An 18610-nucleotide genomic window follows, 5' to 3' on the forward strand; every position below is an offset into this window, starting at 1 on the left:
GGCGATGAGGCTCTTTCCGGCGCGGCGCCGCTGTATGGCAAATTCCACGATCAAAAATCCCGTTCTTGGGCCAGCAGCCCGATGAGCATCACCATGGCGATCTGCACATAGATGTTGTTTGCAATATGTACAGCCGAAATCCCAACGAATACACCAGAGAGGCCGATAGGGATCGCGATGAGCACCGCGAGCGGCAGCACATAGCTCTCATACTGAGCCGAGAGAAGGAAAAATACGAAGACGATACAGAGGGCAAAGATAACAGTCGACTGTGAGCTTGATGTACTTTCCTCACGGCTCATGCCCTTGTAGTCATAGGTATATCCCGGCGGCAGCACCTGTTTGCTGACTTCCTGGATGGCAGCCATAGCCTGGCCCGTACTGTATCCCGGTGCGGGAATGACCGTAAGATTGGCGGCATTGAACAGGTTGAATCTGTCCACGACCTCCGGACCTGTTACGGGCTTCAGGGTCACCAGCGTATTGATCGGTACCATCCCACCGGTACTGTTCTTGACGAACACCCCGTTGAGCGATTGGTTGTCCCTACGCGTCTCTGGGGTCGCCTGCACGAGTACGCGATAATATTTTCCGAAGCGGTTGAAATTTGAAGCTTCGATGCTTCCGAAATATCCCTGCATCACACCCATTACATTTGAAACATCTACACCGAGCTGCGCGGCTTTTGCATCGTCCACCAGTACCTCATACTGGGGAAACCTGGCATCGAAGGTGGTATAGGCCACAGCGACCTCCGGGCGTCCCATCAGTGCGCCCATCATCCCGTAGGAAACATTGCCCAGCTGCTGGAGCTCACCATTGTTTCGGTCCTGGAGCACCATCTCCATACCGTTGGTATTGCCGAAGCCTTCAACGGTCGGCATGCTCAGTACAAGGAAATTTGCCCGCTTGTCCTTAGAAAGTTCTGCGGTAAGGTTGCCGATGACCTCCTCGAGTTTTTTTACCGCTCCTCTTTCCTTTATAGGTTTCAGCTTCACGAACAGCGAGGCAGAAGAGGATGACATGGCACTGGTAAACAGGTTGAGCCCGTCGACGGACATGGTCTTGTACACTGCCGGATTTTTCATAAGAATCTCTTCCACACCGGCTACCACTTCACCTGTACGCTCTTTGGAGGCACCGGGGGAAAAGGTCTACCTTGACAAGGATAAAGCTCTGGTCTTCATCGGGTATAAAGCCGGTCGGGGTGGTCATGGAAAGCCAGATAAAAAGTCCCCCGAAAACCGCCATCAGCGAAAAGGCGATCCATTTTCTCTTCAATAATGTAAGTATCGACCTGCCGTAGCGGAAAGTAAGTTTGTTGAAGGCGGCATTAAACCCCGCAAAGAAACGTTGTTTGAATGTTGATTTTGTGTGTCCGCTGCCACCATGGTGCAGCTGTTTGAGGAACAGGGCACAGAGTGCCGGGCTCAGCGTCAGGGCATTTACAGCGGATATGACAATGGCAATGGCAAGGGTCAGGGCGAACTGTTGGTAGAACAGTCCCGTGGAACCTTCCATGAAGGCAACCGGTATGAAAACCGCCGACATGACCAGCGTAATGGAAACGATGGCTCCCGATATCTCGCTCATCGCCGACATCGTGGCCGCCCGCGGATTGAGCCCGCGGTGCTCCATCTTGGCATGGACCGCCTCGACCACCACGATGGCATCATCCACGACGATACCGATGGCCAGCACCAGCGCAAAAAGGGTCAGGATATTGATCGAGAACCCGAAAAGGCTCATAAAAAAGAACGTGCCCACAATGGATACCGGAACCGCAATGGCAGGTATCAGCGTCGAGCGCAGGTCCTGGAGGAAGATGAACACCACGATGAACACGAGTATGAACGCTTCGATCAGGGTCATGATCACCTGGCTGATGGACTGGTCAAGAGCTTCCTTCGTAGTGAAGGGTATCTCGTATTCCATTTTGTCCGGGAAAGACTTGGAAAGTTCCTTCATGCGTTCCTGCAGGGTGATCAGGACTTCATTGGCGTTGGAACCCGACATCTGGAAAACGGCCATGGTAACTGACGGACGTTTGTCGGACTTTGAGGAAATGCTGTAGCTGTAGGCACCGAATTCGACCTTGGAAACATCCTTCAGACGAAGGACGGAGCCGTCATTGAGCGCCTTGATGACGATATTCTCGTATTGGGCCGCTTCGGTGAATTTTCCCCTGTACCGCATGACATATTCCTTGGCCTCTGATGTCCTTTCCCCGAGTTTTCCGGGAGCGGCTTCCAGGTTCTGTGACTGGATGGCACGTGATACCTCGGCGGGGGTCAGGTTATAGGCGTTCAGCTTTGCAGGATCAAGCCAAACCCGCATGGAATAGTCCTTGTTACCATAGGCCATCGCATCGCCCACACCCTTGATCCTCTTGATCTCGGGCAGTACGTTGATCTTGGCATAGTTTTCCAGGAACAGGTCGTCCATGGAGCCGTCCTTGCTCGTCACGGTGATCAGTGCCATCATACTGTTCTGGCGTTTGAGTGTCGTGATGCCCGCCTGTATAACCTCAGCCGGCAACTGGTTGGTGACCTGCGCCACGCGGTTCTGTACGTTGATAGCCGCCTGGTCGGGATCTGTTCCCAATTTGAATATCACGGTGATGACAAGAGAACCGTCATTGCTGGATACCGAACTGATGTAGTCCATGTTCTCCACCCCGTTGATGGCATTTTCCAGCGGCGGGGCGACCGAACGGGCAATGGTCTCCGAGTTTGCACCGGGATAGATGGCCGTAACGGTGACCGTTGGCGGGGCTATATCGGGAAATTTGGTGATGGGAAGGCTGAGCATCCCCACCACGCCCAGTATGACCAGTATCACGGAGATTACCGTGGCAAGTACCGGTCGTTTTATGATCTGTTTTAACATAATGGTCTGTGCATTTGTTTACTGTTGTTTGTTTTCGGGTTCTGTTTTCTGCGCTGTGACAGGTGTGCCGGCCTGGAGCCTGTCAAAACCCGAAACAATATACCTGTCGCCGGATTTGATACCGTCTGAAACGATGTAGTTGTTACCGGCCTTTCCGCTCACCTCGATAGGTAGCTGGACGGCCTTGTCTTCCTTATCAAGTGAAAAAACAAACACTTTGTCCTGTATGGTAATGGTTGAGGCGACAGGGAACAGTACCGCATCGGCATAATGCTGTTCCAGCACGACCTTTCCGGTATTTCCGCTGCGCAGTACCGATTTTGGATTGTCGAAGCGTGCACGCAGGGTGATGGAACCCGTTGCTTTGTTGAACTGTCCATCGATGGCATCGATTTTTCCCGGTACTTCATAGGGCTGTCCGTCTGAAAGCAGCAGGGTGACCGGGGGAATGCCCGCCAGTTTCCCGTCGTTCGCATTTCCTCCATAGAGTTTCTGGAAGGCGACAAAATCATTTTCGCTGAGACTGAAATATACATTGACCCTGTTGATGTCGGAAAGAAAGGTCAGGGGCTCGCCGTTTGCGGGAGCGACCAGGCTTCCCAACCGATAGGGTATCCTGCTGATATAGCCGCTCACCGGCGCTTTGATGGTACAGAATTCAAGGTTGATTTTGGCGGAATTAACCATAGAGGAGGCCTGTTCAACTGCTGCCCTAGCGCCATTGTAGGTCGCCTCCGCTTCCTGTAGCTGGAGTTCCGATACGATTCTGCTCTTGACCAGTTCTTTTTTACGCTCAAGGTCGATCTTTGCGGTCGTCACGGCCGACTGGGCCGTAAGAAGTGATGCCTTGGCCGAATTCAGTTGCTCGGCATAAGGTCTGTCCTCAATCCTGAAAAGGGTCTGACCTGCCTTGACATAATCGCCCTCGTCCACCAGTATCCTGCTGAGGTAACCGGAGACCTGTGGCCTGATCTCAACATTTGTTACACCCTCTATGCTCGCCGAATATTCCCTGGGAACCGTTGCTTTACCCTGTTCTACAATGGCAATGGGAAGTTCCGCGGGGCCCTGGTTCCAGCCCTGTTGCTGGCTGCCCTGACGGCAGCCTACCAGAATGATCAGGAGAAGTAAAAGTCCCGATCCGGTAATTGATTTATGGTTCATTATTATCTGTTTTAATTATTCTTTTTATATGCCGGTTTCTGATAGAGGTGCTGACTCCCCGTCGTTAGCATCAGGGCCGACGCATAACGTCAAAATGACCGATTCGGGATATTTTGGTAAACCGTTATATAAGTTGTATCCGGAAACCTACGGTAATAAGGTAAATTCGATTCTCCATGTTACCTGGCCATTGATCTAATTATATATCCGGCTGCTGTTTTTCCAAGGTCGGGACGTCAAACACCTGTCCGAAGTTTCTGAATGTCGATAACGCGGTTTCAAAAGCGCTCATTTTGTCCATTTTGCCTTCGCCAAAGCGATCCAGGTGATAAAGAAAGGTCTCCCACTTTAGCTGTGCGCTCTCACCATAGCCCGAAAAAAATGAAAATCCCTTTTCTATACCGCCTTTTTTTAGCATCTGCACGATATATGGCCCGCCGACAGTTGAACCTTCCAGAACATATAGTGCCGACATCGCCTGTAGGCTGTTGGTAATAATCGGTGGGACAGCGGCCGGTAGCGACCCAATCGTTCCTCCAAGCTGACCGATATCGGATAGGATGTGGGATGCATTCCTTCTCTCGTTATAATCCGGTAAGACATCTGGGGTTATGTAAGGAGTTGCCTCCTTTTCGACGGCTGAAAAATAGGCGTAAAAATATTTCAGCAACCGGACGTAATCCATATCGGTTTTTATGGCTTTGATATTCAGAACGACTTTTTTTTTCGACTTCCTGATGTATTTTTCTCGTAGATTCTTTTAATAGTTCACTTAGTTTCATTCTTTTTTAGATTAATGTTTACATGCCCTGCTGGACGGTAATTACTCGTTATGGAGCCAGGCCTTTTTGGCAAGCAGTTCTTCTTTGCTTTCCCTAACGTCCTCGTCATCCACACAGCAATCGACGGGACATACTGCCTGGCACTGCGGTTCATCGTGGAAGCCGGTACATTCCGTACATTTATCGGGCACGATATAGTAGACTTCGTCGGAGAGGGCTTCATGTTGCTCATCGGCATTTACCACCTGGCCATTTCCAAAATCTATCAGACCGCTCAGAGCAGTCCCATCTGAAAAGCGCCATTCGTAAGCAGCGTCGTAGATGGCATTATTTGGACATTCAGGCTCACAGGCTCCACAGTTGATACATTCATCGGTAATCTTAATTGCCATCTGTTTTAAAAAATTCGGTTTGTTATGCGCATTTATTATACTTATAAGGGGATGGAAAGCAACGGAATATTATTGCCCGATGCCATTATCCTGGTCTTGCTCCTGTGCACCAGCGAGCCCCAGAAACCGTACCTATAGGGAACCATAATCAGCAGGTCAGCCCCATATTCTTTGATTTCCCTGTTAATGGATCCGATTATTTCATCCGATTCGACGTTCTTGTAATAATATTGGATACCGTTCAATGCATTGTCCACTTCTTGGGCATGCTTTGATACCTTATCATTGGTTGTTAAAGTATTGATAACACTATTAACATGGAAAACTTCAACCTCTGAATTGAGATTGGATGCCAGTTCCTTTACCTGTTCAAGAACTTTGCTATGCACACCCCTGGCAAGGTCACATGCGAATAATACTTTCTTGATTCCATGGTATTTTACGGTTGCCGGAATGGCGATAACAGGAAACTTCAAATGGTGTATCGCAGCAGTTGTAGTATTTCCCATTAGATCCTGTTCAAGGGACTTTTCACGCATACCCATAACGATCAGTTCACCATGATGGATTTCGTAACATTTTTGCAGTTCTGCAATCATTTCCCCGGTCGCGATGTATGTGCTTACCTCGATTCCATAAGCCGATGCCAACTGAGACGCTGTCCGAGCCAGCTTATCTTTTTCATCCCTGTACATTTCATAAAAAGATGCTGCCGGAACCCGCGCGTTCAACGCGTGGATGGATACATGGTAAAGGTTGAACAGGACCAGGTCGAAATTCTGCTCAGCCGCCGCCGCAGCAGCATAGTTCATTGCATTCTTGGCTTCTATGGAATAATCCATAGCAACTATTATTGTCTTCATATTGTGTCTGCTTATAAATATTTTCAGCAAATCTGTGTGTAGCCTACCCGTTTAAGCTCAGCTTCTTATGGCATGCAAGCAGATTCCTATGCTATCACTCCGATAATAGCATACCCCCTTTCCGTTACGGCAAAGAATTTTATTAAACCTCATTGCTTATGGCGCTATTTCTATATGCATCCCATCCATGAATGCAGAGAGGGGCATCTGGCAGGCGAGCCTGCTATTGCTTTTTTCATTGAAGACCTCCGAAAGCAGCGCATATTCCACATCCGATTTTTCGGGTAGTGCCGATGTATCGCTGAGTATGTAGCAATGGCAGGTGGCGCACATGGCCATTCCCCCGCACATCGCTTCCATGGGCAGTTCGTAAGCCTTGCATATATCTTTCAGCGTAAGCCCCATATCCAGCGGGCATTCCAGTATGTGGACCTGGCCGCTCTGGTCGGTCACATTGATCGTTATGTCATTTTTAACCTCACCCATTATTCAATAGCTGTTACAACCTGTTTTTTCCGCCTCTTTCCTTGACCCGTCGAACCCGTCCACACCACTTACCGTAGTGTATTTCAGCACGAATTTTTTGTGGGGGTTCAATCGCTGGTAAATGCTCTGGCAGACTATAGCTGCTTCGTGGAAACCGCACAGGATAAGCTTCATCTTATACGGATAGGTGTTTACATCTCCAACAGCATAAACCCCGGGGATATTGGTACTGTAGTCCAGGGCATTGTTGACCTTAATGGCATTCTTCTCAAGTTCCAGTCCCCAGCCTGCAATCGGGCCAAGTTTTGGAACCAGACCGAACAGCGGTATGAAATAATCCGTTTCAATGGTCTCTGTCACACCTTCCTTCTCAATGGTGATGGCGACTAACTTCCCATTTCCCTGCAAATCGGTCACCTCGGCAGGTGTAATCAGGTGTATCCTCCCTTCGTGTTTTAGTTTCCTGACTTTCTCCACGGAATCCAGCGCTCCGCGGAACTCGTTCCGCCGATGGATCAGTGTCAGCGATGAGGTCAGTTCTGCCAGGTGGATTGTCCAGTCCAGTGCGGAGTCGCCTCCACCGGCGATGATCACCCGTTTCCCGGCGTAATCTTCCGGCCGCTTCACAAAATAGTTTACACCCTGTCCTCAAACCGCGCAAGGTTTTCCAAAGGAGGCTTTTTGGGTTCGAAGCTCCCCAGACCGCCGGCGATGACCACAGCTTTTGCCCGGTGGACCGTTCCTTTGTCCGTGATGACTTCAAAAAGATTTTCATCCAGTTTCTTTAAAGAAACAGCCTGTTCATTGAGCGTGAAGCCGGGTTGGAACTGCCTGATCTGCTCATAAAGATTATCGACGAGTTCGTCTGCCTGCACACTTGGAAATCCGGGAATATCGAAGATCGGCTTTTTGGGATACAGCTCGGAAAGCTGTCCGCCGATCTGCGGCAGCGCATCGATCAGGTGGCATTTCAACTTGAGCAGGCCCGCTTCAAATACCGTGAACAGACCTGTCGGACCAGATCCGATTATTAATATATCCGTTTCTATCATAGCTGTAATTTCGATGTCGGAACTGCTGCAATTATTCTGGTTGTTGCTATTTGGATGAGCAGGTCCAGTTTGTTTTTATATGTGTCCGAAATTTCCATTGGCCGTTCTCTGTCAAAGAGCTCGCTCTTCAAGACAGGTACACTGAACGGCAATGGCCATGCCCTGAGCGATTTAGCAATGGCGTCCATGGCATTGATGCCCTGCATGGCCTGCGCACCATCAGCCCAGCATATCAGTCCCACAGTCTTGTCGGTGAGGTAAGGTCTAATGTTCTTTGCGCTTATTTCGAGCCAGTCCAGACAATTTTTCATCACGCCCGGAATGCTCCCATGGTACAAGGGTGCAAGCCAGAAATGCACATCGGCTTCCAAAAAAAGATTGTTCATCATTTCCACACCTTTCGGGGTTTTGGTAAGGGTGGTATCAAACAGCGGGATACCACTATCTGCAAGGTTGAAAACCTTGCTTTCGACCCCTGCCTGCTCCAGTTTTTCCGTCAGGTATCCGGAAAGCAGTCCTGAGGTGGAAGATGTCCGTCTCTCCAGGGCTCCGTTAAATATTATTGCTTTCATTTATTGATGTTGTTATTTGAATATTACTTTGGGCATCCCGATCTCACCGTACATCAAGGCTTTCACAATGGGTTTGAGAAGATCTGTTGCCAGCATATAAAGTGTGGGCGGGAGTTCCGGCCTTGCTCTCACGACCACTTTCTTATCCCGGAATGGGGAGAGATCCACGGCCTTCACCCGGGATTTCCAGAGGTCAAGTTCGAGCGAAGGGATGTCCTTAAAATCAAAATAAGCGGCATTGCCATGCAATCTGTCGGCCAGCACCATATAGACCCATGATGGCAGGATGGCATCTACCGAACAATGTACGGCTACCGCTTTGCCTTTGAAGGCAGCAAAGTCGATCTCTCGGACTGCGGAACGGAACTCTTTCTCCTTGACGATCATCTCCATAAATAACAGTTGCTTGATGTCAAAATCTACGATCTCGATCGTAGGGCGAAAATCGATCAGGTCAAAGGCAACGATACCGGATGCTTCCACTTTGTTCACGAATGTTTCTGTAACCATGGATAAAATTTAGTCGGATAACATTGACGGCAAAACAATGCCGCATAGATGATTATTTGATTTTTGAAAGCGCCTCCGTATAGTTTTTCTCAACAGCAGCCCAGTCAAGTACTGACCAGAACGCATCAAGGTAATCCGCTCTTTTGTTCTGGTATTTAAGGTAGTAGGCATGTTCCCATACGTCTACGCCCAAAATCGGATATCCCTGGCTTACCAGATTGGTGTCCATGAGCGGGTTGTCCTGGTTGGCGGTTGCCGATACGGCAAGCGTACCGTTGTGTTTGACCAGTAGCCATGCCCAACCTGAACCGAACTGTCCCAGACCTGCGTTTTTGATCTCTACTTTCAGGTTATCAAGGCTACCGAACACCTTGTTGATCTCATCGGCAAGTTCGTTTTCAGGTGCCAGTTTGGCCGCCGGGGAAAGGGTCTTCCAGAACAGGTCGTGGTTATAGTGACCGCCACCGTTGTTCCTTACGGCAGGAGTGTACTTACTGATCTCACGGAGAATTTCTTCAATACTTTTGGTCTCGCCTATAGTGCCGGCAACCGCCTTGTTCAGGTTGTCCACATAGGCCTGGTGGTGGCGGCTATGGTGGATGGTCATCGTCTCTTTGTCAAAGTGTGGCTCCAATGCATCATATGCATAAGGAAGTTCCGGTAATGTGTAACTCATGATATTTATTTTTAATATTTAAACCTTATGCAAAGGTAGGGAAGAAAATTAATAAAACAACAAAAACTTGTTTTATTAATCATTATTTATCGAGACAGAAAATGCTAAATTGACATAATTTATACATTTTCCGCAGTTATATCATCTGATTAATAAAATTCAAGGATTAGGATAAGAGTGTCATATTCACTACCTTTGCAGAAATAAAACAACTTTATTTTGCAAAATGAAAAAATCACTGATTGACAGGACATTGAGGTTTATCAAGCTGAACGGCGAAATTACCGCTGCAATGTTAGCCGGTGAACTGGGCATTACAAAGGAAGGCGCCAGGCTTAAATTATTAAAGCTTGCAGATGACGGACTGATAAAGAGCTTTTTCAGAAGCGAGCGTGTTGGAAGGCCCATAACCTATTATAAACTTGCGGACAGAGGATTTGCAAGGCTTCCAGATGCCCATGCTCAGGTCACCGTAGAACTTTTGCGTTCCGTCAGGGAACTCTTGGGGGAAAATGCCATTGACCTGCTTATCGGTGAGCGGGAAAAGAAAACCTATACCCGTTACGAAGAGATGCTGAAAAATGCAGACACCCTGGAAGAGCGTCTTGAAATCCTTGCCCGTATCCGTACGGAGGAAGGCTATATGGCGGAATGGAAAAAACAGGACGGTGAATACTTCCTGATAGAAAATCATTGCCCGATCTGCGCCGCGGCCACGGAATGTCAGGGATTCTGCCGTGCGGAACTGAAAAATTTTAAGTCATTACTCGGCAAAGAACATAAAGTTGAGCGAGTATCCCATATCCTTTCCGAGGGACAGCGCTGTACCTACAGGATAAAGGAACAGACCTAAAAAGCAACAGATATGGAATTGAACGAACTGGTAACCACCTCAGGCTTTATCAAGAGGTTCCTCTCAGCTGCCCCGAAAAACCACAAATGGCAAACTACCCCCTTACAGGTTTATCCCCTAAACTTCGTGGCGAAGTATCTGGAAACACCGCTACCGGCGCTGCGTGCCAATAACAATACTTTTATCCATCTTACAAAGGGAAAGATAGATGTCCTTATCGGCAGGGATTCCTATGAGATCAGTGCCCCGGCACTGCTATCTGTTTTTAGTGGAACAGTCCACTCGCTGCGCAGTATTTCCGGATGTGCCGAAGGATATCTTGTTCTCCTGGAACAGCTGACCATGTCCGTGATGTTACGGCACCATGCACTGTTAAAGCTATTCATCATTTCTCCGGTACTGAACCTTTGTCATGAGCAGAGTGGCTGGCTTGGCAACATCAATAACCTGCTGCTTCATGAAATCGAGAAGGCACATCCGAACAGGAATATCGTACACGGTCTCTTACAGGCCAAACTCTATCATGTGCTTGACCTGTCATCTGCCCGAAAACCGGTCTGCCGTAGCCAGGCCATTGCCATAGCCTTCAAGACCCTGGTGCATGCCCACCATCTGGAAAATAAGAATGTATCTTTCTACGCGGAACGTCTGCATATCTCTGAAAACTACCTTAACAGATGTATAAAGGAAACATTAAGGATGACGGCCAAGGAAGTCATATTGGAGGTCCTGATGATCCACGCACAGTACCTGCTCTGGAACTTGACCAAAAGTGTAGCGGAAGTCAGCTATGAATGTAATATCGACGATCCGTCCTATTTTGCAAGGCTGTTCAAAAAATTGAGGGGTTACAGCCCGACGCGTTACCGTGAACTTTTTGTGCAGGGTTTGTCCTAATCCCCGTAGGTTTAATCCTCGCCCGCGCATAATCCACCTGCTAATTTTGTCTCAGTAAAAAAAAATGTCTTATGGATACGAGAATAATAATAACATTTTTGATGCTGCTCGTTGCCGGTAGAACGACGGCTCAGGATCACGGCAAGACGAAGAATCCCCCGGTAATGGTGGAAACGGTGGTCGGCAGCAGAGGGGTACAGTCACAGATCATCATGGACAAATCTTTTCAGTCCCTTCCGAAATTTGGCTTTTTTAATGTCAGCAGTATCGTAGGAGAATGGGGCGAACGGGAAGTGAAGGACGGAATGGTACAATCGTACCTTACCTACAACATTTACAAAGGTCTTAAGGTCAATGCCGGTTTTCTCTATGCCTCACCGGTCGGCATATTGCCATCTGGAGGCCTGATGTACACCTATGGCTCTCAGAGATTTACGGCAGTGGTCTTTCAGCGGATAGATCTGGCAGACAAGCCCAACACCGAATCCATTGTGCTGCTTGAATACAAACCAAGGATATCGGAAAAACTGGACTTCTATTCCCGTGTGCAGGGCCAGTATATACACCACATATCGACAGATACCCATACCAAGAGTGCAATCTTCCTTCGTGCAGGACTGAAATACAGGGAATTTACTTTTGGAGCAGCATTTAACGCCGATTATTATGGCCCGGACAAGACTATTATGAACAATATAGGCGGCTTTCTGGGCGTAGCACTCTTTTAACTGGCCTTATAGCATGAATTAATAAAATCAGATAATATGGAACTAAAAAAGAAAATGGCAGTGTTTATGACTGCCTCGGTACTCCTGGTCTCATGCGGAGAAAACAAAAAAACATCGGAAACGACCGAAACGGCTATCGAATCCGGGAATCCTGTAAACACGGGAGCGGAGCAGCGGGACGGAAAAGCAGAGATCGTCCTGTCCTCGGATGACAGGATGAGGTTTGATCTAAGCACCATCGAGGTATTTGAAGGACAGACCGTGCAGTTGACCCTTAAGCACACGGGTACGATGTCAAAACAGTCAATGGGCCATAATTTTGTCCTGCTGGCTCAGGGAGTGGACGTAAATGCATTCGGACAGAAGGCAGCCTCGGCCTCTTCCACCGAATATATTCCACAGGACGAAACGGGTGACATCATAGCCTATACCCGGCTGATCGGTGGTGGGGAAAGCGATACCATCGAGTTTCCGGCGCTGGCAAAAGGAATCTATGATTTTATATGTTCCTTTCCGGGACATTACGGCATTATGAAAGGTAAATTTGTCGTAAAATAAGGATAGCTACCGGTTGTCGGATAAACGGATGGAGCAGGATTAGACAGACAGTTTTTGTTTACCCTGCTTTTGACATACTTAATCAAACTAAACTAAAATGAAAGATCACGAAATAGTCGATCAGATCCTTGAACGTATCAGGACATTATACCCATCGTACGGCATAGCCCCTTACTCGGTATCGGCCGATGCCATCAGCGAGCCGGTTATTGATATACTGCCCGGTATTCAGGAAGATTTTAGCCACATAGTCTCCATATCCGTTTGGAATGACTATGACAAACAGGAGGTCATAGATTACCTCAAACATTCGAAGGAATACCTGAGTCCTTCTTCTGCTGAACGTATGGAACACTTCCTGTCGCAAAACTTGAACAAGATATACAACGAACTGGGCGTTACCAGCTGGAAAATATTACAGTCGGATATGGTTTTTGGATTGGTCATCGGATGCGTGCGTTCTTTGGGGCATGAACCGCTATCTTTCCGCGTGACCGATTTGTTGCCCGAGGTAAAAAAGCAGCTTGATAACCTGTATAGTACGGGTTTGACTTTGCAGTATATCGTCCTTATCTAATTAGCGAATCTTGAAGATAAGCCTGTCAACTTCATTACCACTCCGGACATTGTTATTAAAGTTTTAGTAGTCCTCATCCTTTTAACTTTATAGAATAGGCAAATATGTCTTTCGATGTAAATTGGGTAAAAACCATTGACCATTAGATTATTAAGGTGCTTTTTCCAAAGTTCGATTTCTCATTAGAAATTTGGCTTCTCAACCCTCTTTAGGTTTGTATTAGGTCTGTTGTGACCAACATCTGTTAAAAGAATGCCAAAGACAATTCTAAGTCATGTTAGATGTGACAAAATATCTTCTACTTGCCAAGTTTGTATTTCTAAAACTTTTATCCTATTTTTGAAATAGGAAACGAGCGCCCCAGTTGTGAGTGACTGAAACGCAAGGTAATTTGATTATTGACAGCCTCAAACAGCAAAATTTTAGTTAAATCTGCTGGCATAGATTGTCTTTAAACACTCTCGACAACGATTAAAGCCCAGCATTAACAAAAATATTGCTATGCAACATATCACAAAACTATGCGCCGATTCCCTGCGCTCATTTTCTAACGAAAAATTCGGCATTGATTTAAAATCTTCTCACGCTCACGAACTTGTAGCAGCTTATTTTGGCTATTCGTCACGTGCGGCTCTATTAGCTGACACAAAATACCCGATCAGCAATCTAAGACAGGCCGAACTTATTGTTCTAATACCTACAGCTCAAATCAAAGAACGAAGAAACAAACTCAATGGGCTTTCACAAAACCTGCCTGAAAATATAGCGGAAGGCGTTTATTTGCCTCTTTACGACGAAAAGTTGATTTTGCACAAAATTTGGCCAACTTTGGAAGAATTGGGAAAAGTACTTGCTGATCAACATTTGAAGTCGAAACCTGCTTACTTTAGAGATATGAAAGTTCAACGTCACGGTGTCAAGATAGAACGTCATAACGATGATTTGGCAATAGTAGTCTTTCGTGAATACGTTTCGCCAAACCTTTTATTATCATTTCAAAAAGGAAGGAAAGGGGTTGTCGAGGTTTTTAATCTGAAGCGGGTAGCAGGCCTATATTGGCTATGTCAAGAAAAATCATCATTATACAGAAGCGGATACGTTGGATGCTGCCGTGGAAAAAATGCGGGATACCTACAGCGAGATCATTAGTAGTCCACAACTTTCTAATGAGGATCGACCGATTGTAGAGCCTGAGCCTACCTTCACTGACTGGTTAATGAAGCATAAAAACAGAAATTCACCGCTCGGTGATTTAGCGAGCAAACGTGGATTCTCGGACGGAGACGAACGGTGGCCATTATACAGTATTCTCGAAGACTACCGTGACTATTTAAGAGATAAAAAACCCACCTCTGGGTGCAATGAAGAGCTTTAGAAAGCGCATGGAAATCCTATCAGAATTATTTAAAAAAGAGGAAGTTGCCCAGTTCTGTTAAAATAGTCAAAAGGTCTCGTCAAAGCACGTACGATCCAAGAAAAATTGTGTTTGTCAAAAATATTACTCCACTTCATTATTCAAAACGAACAATTGAAAATTTTGTACTAGGAGATAAGGCATGGGTTTCGTGGGAAGGGAAAAAGGCTATTCCCGTCACTATTGTCGAAGTTGATGAAAGGTACTATACGTTTAGGGTTGAGCGTCCTCTAAAAATAAAGCTGGGGAGGAATACTATGTACGGTTAGACGAAGTGCGAAGTACACCAGAGTTAGCGTGTATAAATCATGTCACTTTTTAGTGTGTATTTGAACATACGTATGCCTTTAATAAACCCTGTGCCTTGTCACAATTCGAGACGCAGGGTTTTCTTTATATTTTCTCAAATCTTCTGTGATTCTTACAATATGAGATCCAGGCCTTGCCATTGCGGCTAAACCGATTCCATTTGACGAACAAGATGTTTTCGGATTTCCTATCCTTTTTTCTCCAGATCGCGGTCAATAGCTTTTTCCATTACGACCGATTGAAACTTTTTGCTGAAAAGTCCTCACGTTAGACGCCTTCAAGCTAACAGAAATGGTTAAGTAGAAGAATTATAATAGAATGAGGAAGTGTATCATTCTAAATATTCCAATTGAATTTTCATATGTGATAAAATGCCCTGAAACCATTTAATAATTCTTTCTTCGCTATTTAAAGAATGAACGTGGGTTTCATCATTTATCCAGTTTCCTATCATTGCGAAATGGAACTTGTTAAGGTCTATGATTTTAGATTTCTCCTCTTGCAAAACACTCACAAAAGTATCTGTATCAGATAATTCGGCTAATTCTTCAAATGTTTTTTCGATAGCCTGATTAGAGGTAATATGCCAATGCGGTTGAGGGTGCTTTTCTTCGATATTATTGTAATCATCCCATTCAGCCCTAAAAAGTTGATGTTTGACATTGTCAGTGGATGAACCTTGAAAAACTGATAATGATATAAAGGTATTCTGATTTTCGAATTTTATATCAACATAAACCCAGAAGTCTTTAAACCATTTTAAAACATTAATTTCTTCTCGATAGCCATTATAGTTATTTATAGCTGTAGATGTATTGTCACCTGATATTTTAAACCTGTTTGTACTACTTGGGTGGAGAAAGAATGAAGATTCAGCAAAAAAAATTTTGCAGGACTTATTTAATCCGGTTATAATTTTAAGCTTATCTAACATGCGACTTATGCTATTGGGTAGAAGTATTTTAACAAAATTTCGTCCAAAAAATTCTTTACATAGATATTTCCTGTTGACAACTCCTTTCCCATTTCTACCAATTTTAAATAGGCGTCCGAACTTTTTACTTCAGTTGAATTTACATCTGGAATTGGAATTTCCTGAGAATACTTTCTCCCTAAATCATACCAGTTTCCACCAGATAATTGCTTTGAATAAATTGATAGTAACTTGTCAAAGAATGGGCTTGAAAAAAAAGCAACATAAAAATAAAAATCCGATTCTTCAAATATCTTTTTCGGTAGCCAAGCATTTCCATTTTCGACAATGAAATCTCCATTGGCATCAAAAGCGAACGAATCTGAATTACCAAACCTTGTCGAAACAAGTCTTGGCTCCTTTCTTAAAAGCCAAGCTCTATGTTCACTCAAGTACCACCAATTAAGGATGCTCTTTCTTGGTCTTGATGCTAAAGCATCTTTTGATTGCAGAAGTTTTTCATAAAAAACAGGAGCGCCTTCCTCAAATTCTGCTTCTGTCCTTAACGTTATTCCATTTCTATTGTAAGGATACCATATATAATTGGTCTTAATTAAAATCCCGTTCTTAATGGCTTTATTATCGACAACTGGTCGGAAATATTTCCTTTCTTTTTCTGGTAAATCCTCGTATTCGGCTTTTGTTATCTTAAATACTGGATTACTACCGGAGTTCACGCCTTGTTGTACGTCAAAGACATCCTTGACTTTAACTAATTTTTTCTCTAAAGTAAACCTTCGAAGTGTTTTTAAAAGCTCATTTTCGGCCAATGATATAGATTTCCAACTATCCTGAATTATTGGAAAGGTAATGGGTTGGAAGATACTATAATCTTTTTGATTTACTGTCAGTTGATTCGAGTAATACATTTTCCTCAAATCTCGCAGAGCATTTTGAGCGATGCTCTTTTCATTGCGAGTCCAAAGAATCGTTGGAATAATATCTACTTTCGGCCTATGTCCGACTATTATACTTACATCCGTTAAAGCATCTTCGAATACAAAATTTCCTAGCTTTCCAACTAACTTTAATGTTATTAATTCAATAGCACTATTCCTTAAATTTTTGTAAGAGTCCAGAGTAAGTAATGATGAAGGTACTACACAGCCAATAACTCCATATTCACTCAAAAACTGAATGGCCTTATAAAAAAAAGCACTTGCTTGATTGGGCTTTCCAGAAAAATTAGCACCTAGCGTTTCTTTGACCGCATCTCTTGCATCTTTATTCCCTAACAATTCCCATGAAACAAATGGCGGATTCATCAAAATTAGATCATATGTTTCAGTCCATTCTTCAACTAATGAATCAAGAACCAGACGGATATCGAATTCTAGTTTGTCTTTCCAGATGGTTCGTTTTTCATAACCGAGTAAAAATTTAGAGGTATTAGTTGCAGTTTCTGAAGTGTCCCATCCCGTAATTTTAATTGTTCCACTGTATTTCAATTCTTTCAATTGTTTAAGCGCTTCAATCAAAAATTCAGAAGATCCACAAGCGGGGTCGAAAATTTTTATAATTGGCTTTTTTAAATCTAAATGCCGAATAGCATTTTCAACTATTGTCCGCGCGAGATAAGGAGGAGTATAATGGATGCTGGAATATAAATTACTTTTTGTTCCAAGTTTCGTAGAAACACCACCAAATAAATCTCTTTGAGGGTTGAAGAATAGCACCTCTTTTTGAGCCTCCTGAAACAATACTCCAGCTGAATGTCTTATGATTAAATCTAGTTCCGGTTTAATATTTACAATTCCTGTGCGAAGTTTTTCAGTAAAAAAATCAAATCCAGCCGGAATGTGAGCTGGCTTTACGTTCCATTTAGCTTCATTGAAATTAGCATAGTCGTCTTCTAAACTGGTTAGTAAAACAAAGAGTAAGTTTAATGCTTCAACAGGGTTGGTTTTTTCCAACGTTATATTTCGAAACTGTCTAAAAATGTCAATAATAAAGGGCACAACATCTCTCTCTGACTTAAAGCTTTTAGATAATAAGTAATCATAAAAGACATTGAAATTCTCAGCCACATGCTGTTGCGACACTATCTCTGGAGTAATCTTGCTTCGTTCCCAATTGAAGATTTTTACTTTGTCATTTTCTAACACAACAAAATTTTTCGTATTGCTAGACCAAGACCTGGAGTAGTAATGTTCAAGATCACTGTCGTCATTTACGGTTTGAAGACAAAAATCTCCGTATCCACCATTCAGCATGAGGAAATTTTCCTTATTTTTTGTTGGCTCAAGCTGTATAGGCAAAAGCCCAAAATTCTGCTTCCAAATTGATATGTCAGAAAGGTCTCTCATTCTAGCAAAAATGCATTTTTTATTTTAAAAATTGAACTTTAAAAAGTATAATCGAGAATTTTTTGCAGAGCATCCTTTCTAATTTATTGAAAGTTTTTGGAAATTCAGTATAACTCCCTTTTTCCGAATTGAACAAAGTAAATTCATTGATTTTAAGTAACTTTGCCATTTATTCTTGAGTTAGGCCTTTTTGTACCTATATTCTTTCAACCTTCCCGCTAGTGTTGTTGGATCAAATTCAAAATGAAGATAACCAAGAAAATTTATGATTAGGGGGAAATAAATAGCCAAGAGTTTATTTCTATTATTTTCCCAGTTTGTAATGGTGTCTTCCGTTATACCAAAAATCTCCACTAAATCCTTTTGACGTTGTCTTAGATGCATTCACTTTTCTCTAAAGCGTTCTCCAATGGAAACGGGGTTTGTAAGATAAGAAAAAGGCATTGACCTTCCAATTCTTCCCTTATAACGCAAACAATGTAACGAATAGTATGTAGTTGCGTGGACATGTTATTTAAACATAAAAAAGCCAGCATCTTAGTCCGAAACGGGTAGGCAAATCTTAATTATTCAACCAAGTTTTTTGCATCTAAGATGGCTTCACAATCT

At 44.3% G+C, this 18610-nt stretch carries 20 protein-coding genes; 6 read left to right on the plus strand and 14 right to left on the minus strand.

Translation table 11 applies throughout. The features are described 5' to 3' along the window. Positions 1-50: 50 nt before the first annotated feature. From FGL31_RS28780 to FGL31_RS04610, 12 genes are all read right to left on the minus strand, one after another. The gene (locus FGL31_RS28780; RefSeq protein WP_394366122.1) at positions 51-1088 is read right to left on the minus strand and encodes an efflux RND transporter permease subunit; all 1038 of its coding nucleotides are present in this window, start codon (positions 1086-1088) and stop codon (positions 51-53) included. 28 nt (positions 1089-1116) lie between these two features. Beyond that, positions 1117-2889 (minus strand): efflux RND transporter permease subunit, encoded by a 1773-nt coding sequence (locus FGL31_RS28785; RefSeq protein WP_232046266.1) that lies wholly within the window; start codon positions 2887-2889, stop codon positions 1117-1119. 18 nt (positions 2890-2907) lie between these two features. Beyond that, entirely contained in the window at positions 2908-4053 is a 1146-nt protein-coding gene (locus FGL31_RS04570; RefSeq protein ID WP_138089855.1) for an efflux RND transporter periplasmic adaptor subunit, read from the minus strand. 199 nt (positions 4054-4252) lie between these two features. Further along, on the minus strand, positions 4253-4738 hold the full coding sequence (locus tag FGL31_RS04575; protein WP_138089856.1) for a biliverdin-producing heme oxygenase: 486 nt from the start codon (positions 4736-4738) through the stop codon (positions 4253-4255). A gap of 138 nt (positions 4739-4876) precedes the next feature. Next, on the minus strand, positions 4877-5227 hold the full coding sequence (locus tag FGL31_RS04580) for a 4Fe-4S dicluster domain-containing protein (protein ID WP_138089857.1): 351 nt from the start codon (positions 5225-5227) through the stop codon (positions 4877-4879). A 41-nt stretch (positions 5228-5268) separates the two neighbouring features. Then, positions 5269-6090 (minus strand): universal stress protein, encoded by an 822-nt coding sequence (locus tag FGL31_RS04585; protein WP_138089858.1) that lies wholly within the window; start codon positions 6088-6090, stop codon positions 5269-5271. 156 nt (positions 6091-6246) lie between these two features. Beyond that, positions 6247-6576, minus strand: a complete 330-nt coding sequence (locus FGL31_RS04590; protein WP_138089859.1) for a 2Fe-2S iron-sulfur cluster-binding protein — start codon at positions 6574-6576, stop codon at positions 6247-6249. A gap of 3 nt (positions 6577-6579) precedes the next feature. After that, a complete protein-coding gene (locus tag FGL31_RS24545; protein WP_232046267.1) occupies positions 6580-7203 on the minus strand; it encodes an NAD(P)/FAD-dependent oxidoreductase in 624 nt (207 codons plus the stop codon). An 8-nt stretch (positions 7204-7211) separates the two neighbouring features. Beyond that, positions 7212-7628 (minus strand): NAD(P)/FAD-dependent oxidoreductase, encoded by a 417-nt coding sequence (locus tag FGL31_RS24550; protein WP_232046268.1) that lies wholly within the window; start codon positions 7626-7628, stop codon positions 7212-7214. After that, the gene (locus tag FGL31_RS04600) at positions 7625-8200 is read right to left on the minus strand and encodes an NADPH-dependent FMN reductase (protein WP_138089860.1); all 576 of its coding nucleotides are present in this window, start codon (positions 8198-8200) and stop codon (positions 7625-7627) included. The genes FGL31_RS24550 and FGL31_RS04600 overlap by 4 nt, the downstream gene beginning before the upstream one ends. Before the next feature lie 12 nt (positions 8201-8212). Further along, on the minus strand, positions 8213-8710 hold the full coding sequence (locus FGL31_RS04605) for a DUF2480 family protein (RefSeq protein WP_138089861.1): 498 nt from the start codon (positions 8708-8710) through the stop codon (positions 8213-8215). A gap of 52 nt (positions 8711-8762) precedes the next feature. Beyond that, positions 8763-9386 (minus strand): superoxide dismutase, encoded by a 624-nt coding sequence (locus FGL31_RS04610; protein ID WP_232046269.1) that lies wholly within the window; start codon positions 9384-9386, stop codon positions 8763-8765. Positions 9387-9612: 226 nt separating this feature from the next. Here FGL31_RS04610 and FGL31_RS04615 point away from each other — a divergent pair, with 226 nt between their 5' ends. From FGL31_RS04615 to FGL31_RS04640, 6 genes are all read left to right on the plus strand, one after another. Then, positions 9613-10239: a helix-turn-helix transcriptional regulator gene (locus tag FGL31_RS04615; RefSeq protein WP_138089863.1), complete on the plus strand. Its 627-nt coding sequence runs from the start codon at positions 9613-9615 to the stop codon at positions 10237-10239. A gap of 12 nt (positions 10240-10251) precedes the next feature. Then, positions 10252-11136 (plus strand): helix-turn-helix domain-containing protein, encoded by an 885-nt coding sequence (locus tag FGL31_RS04620; RefSeq protein ID WP_138089864.1) that lies wholly within the window; start codon positions 10252-10254, stop codon positions 11134-11136. Between the two features lie 71 nt (positions 11137-11207). After that, positions 11208-11864, plus strand: coding sequence for a hypothetical protein (locus tag FGL31_RS04625; protein ID WP_138089865.1), 657 nt, complete (start codon positions 11208-11210; stop codon positions 11862-11864). A gap of 36 nt (positions 11865-11900) precedes the next feature. Continuing rightward, on the plus strand, positions 11901-12422 hold the full coding sequence (locus FGL31_RS04630; RefSeq protein WP_232046270.1) for an azurin: 522 nt from the start codon (positions 11901-11903) through the stop codon (positions 12420-12422). A gap of 97 nt (positions 12423-12519) precedes the next feature. Beyond that, positions 12520-12999 carry a hypothetical protein gene (locus tag FGL31_RS04635; protein WP_138089866.1) on the plus strand — a complete coding sequence of 160 codons (480 nt, stop codon included), beginning with the start codon at positions 12520-12522 and terminating at the stop codon, positions 12997-12999. Positions 13000-13500: 501 nt separating this feature from the next. Continuing rightward, positions 13501-14148 (plus strand): hypothetical protein, encoded by a 648-nt coding sequence (locus tag FGL31_RS04640; RefSeq protein ID WP_138089867.1) that lies wholly within the window; start codon positions 13501-13503, stop codon positions 14146-14148. 905 nt (positions 14149-15053) lie between these two features. On the opposite strand, the gene FGL31_RS04650 is transcribed toward FGL31_RS04640, so the two are convergent. Together FGL31_RS04650 and FGL31_RS04655 are read right to left on the minus strand one after the other, a co-directional pair. Further along, on the minus strand, positions 15054-15656 hold the full coding sequence (locus FGL31_RS04650; RefSeq protein WP_138089868.1) for a hypothetical protein: 603 nt from the start codon (positions 15654-15656) through the stop codon (positions 15054-15056). A gap of 5 nt (positions 15657-15661) precedes the next feature. Further along, positions 15662-17953 carry an N-6 DNA methylase gene (locus tag FGL31_RS04655; protein ID WP_232046271.1) on the minus strand — a complete coding sequence of 764 codons (2292 nt, stop codon included), beginning with the start codon at positions 17951-17953 and terminating at the stop codon, positions 15662-15664. Positions 17954-18610: the final 657 nt, after the last annotated feature.

The organism is Sphingobacterium daejeonense (assembly GCF_901472535.1).
Taxonomy (GTDB): Bacteria; Bacteroidota; Bacteroidia; order Sphingobacteriales; family Sphingobacteriaceae; genus Sphingobacterium; species Sphingobacterium daejeonense.

Excerpts from the sequence above, each read along its gene's own strand:
- FGL31_RS28780 (WP_394366122.1), bottom strand. The coding sequence starts at position 1,088 with ATGAAAAATCCGGCAGTGTACAAGACCATGTCCGTCGACGGGCTCAAC.
- FGL31_RS28785 (WP_232046266.1), bottom strand. The coding sequence starts at position 2,889 with ATGTTAAAACAGATCATAAAACGACCGGTACTTGCCACGGTAATCTCC.
- FGL31_RS04570 (WP_138089855.1), bottom strand. The coding sequence starts at position 4,053 with ATGAACCATAAATCAATTACCGGATCGGGACTTTTACTTCTCCTGATC.
- FGL31_RS04575 (WP_138089856.1), bottom strand. The coding sequence starts at position 4,738 with ATGGATTACGTCCGGTTGCTGAAATATTTTTACGCCTATTTTTCAGCC.
- FGL31_RS04580 (WP_138089857.1), bottom strand. The coding sequence starts at position 5,227 with ATGGCAATTAAGATTACCGATGAATGTATCAACTGTGGAGCCTGTGAG.
- FGL31_RS04585 (WP_138089858.1), bottom strand. The coding sequence starts at position 6,090 with ATGAAGACAATAATAGTTGCTATGGATTATTCCATAGAAGCCAAGAAT.
- FGL31_RS04590 (WP_138089859.1), bottom strand. The coding sequence starts at position 6,576 with ATGGGTGAGGTTAAAAATGACATAACGATCAATGTGACCGACCAGAGC.
- FGL31_RS24550 (WP_232046268.1), bottom strand. The coding sequence starts at position 7,628 with ATGATAGAAACGGATATATTAATAATCGGATCTGGTCCGACAGGTCTG.
- FGL31_RS04600 (WP_138089860.1), bottom strand. The coding sequence starts at position 8,200 with ATGAAAGCAATAATATTTAACGGAGCCCTGGAGAGACGGACATCTTCC.
- FGL31_RS04605 (WP_138089861.1), bottom strand. The coding sequence starts at position 8,710 with ATGGTTACAGAAACATTCGTGAACAAAGTGGAAGCATCCGGTATCGTT.
- FGL31_RS04610 (WP_232046269.1), bottom strand. The coding sequence starts at position 9,386 with ATGAGTTACACATTACCGGAACTTCCTTATGCATATGATGCATTGGAG.
- FGL31_RS04615 (WP_138089863.1), top strand. The coding sequence starts at position 9,613 with ATGAAAAAATCACTGATTGACAGGACATTGAGGTTTATCAAGCTGAAC.
- FGL31_RS04620 (WP_138089864.1), top strand. The coding sequence starts at position 10,252 with ATGGAATTGAACGAACTGGTAACCACCTCAGGCTTTATCAAGAGGTTC.
- FGL31_RS04625 (WP_138089865.1), top strand. The coding sequence starts at position 11,208 with ATGGATACGAGAATAATAATAACATTTTTGATGCTGCTCGTTGCCGGT.
- FGL31_RS04630 (WP_232046270.1), top strand. The coding sequence starts at position 11,901 with ATGGAACTAAAAAAGAAAATGGCAGTGTTTATGACTGCCTCGGTACTC.
- FGL31_RS04635 (WP_138089866.1), top strand. The coding sequence starts at position 12,520 with ATGAAAGATCACGAAATAGTCGATCAGATCCTTGAACGTATCAGGACA.
- FGL31_RS04640 (WP_138089867.1), top strand. The coding sequence starts at position 13,501 with ATGCAACATATCACAAAACTATGCGCCGATTCCCTGCGCTCATTTTCT.
- FGL31_RS04650 (WP_138089868.1), bottom strand. The coding sequence starts at position 15,656 with ATGTTAGATAAGCTTAAAATTATAACCGGATTAAATAAGTCCTGCAAA.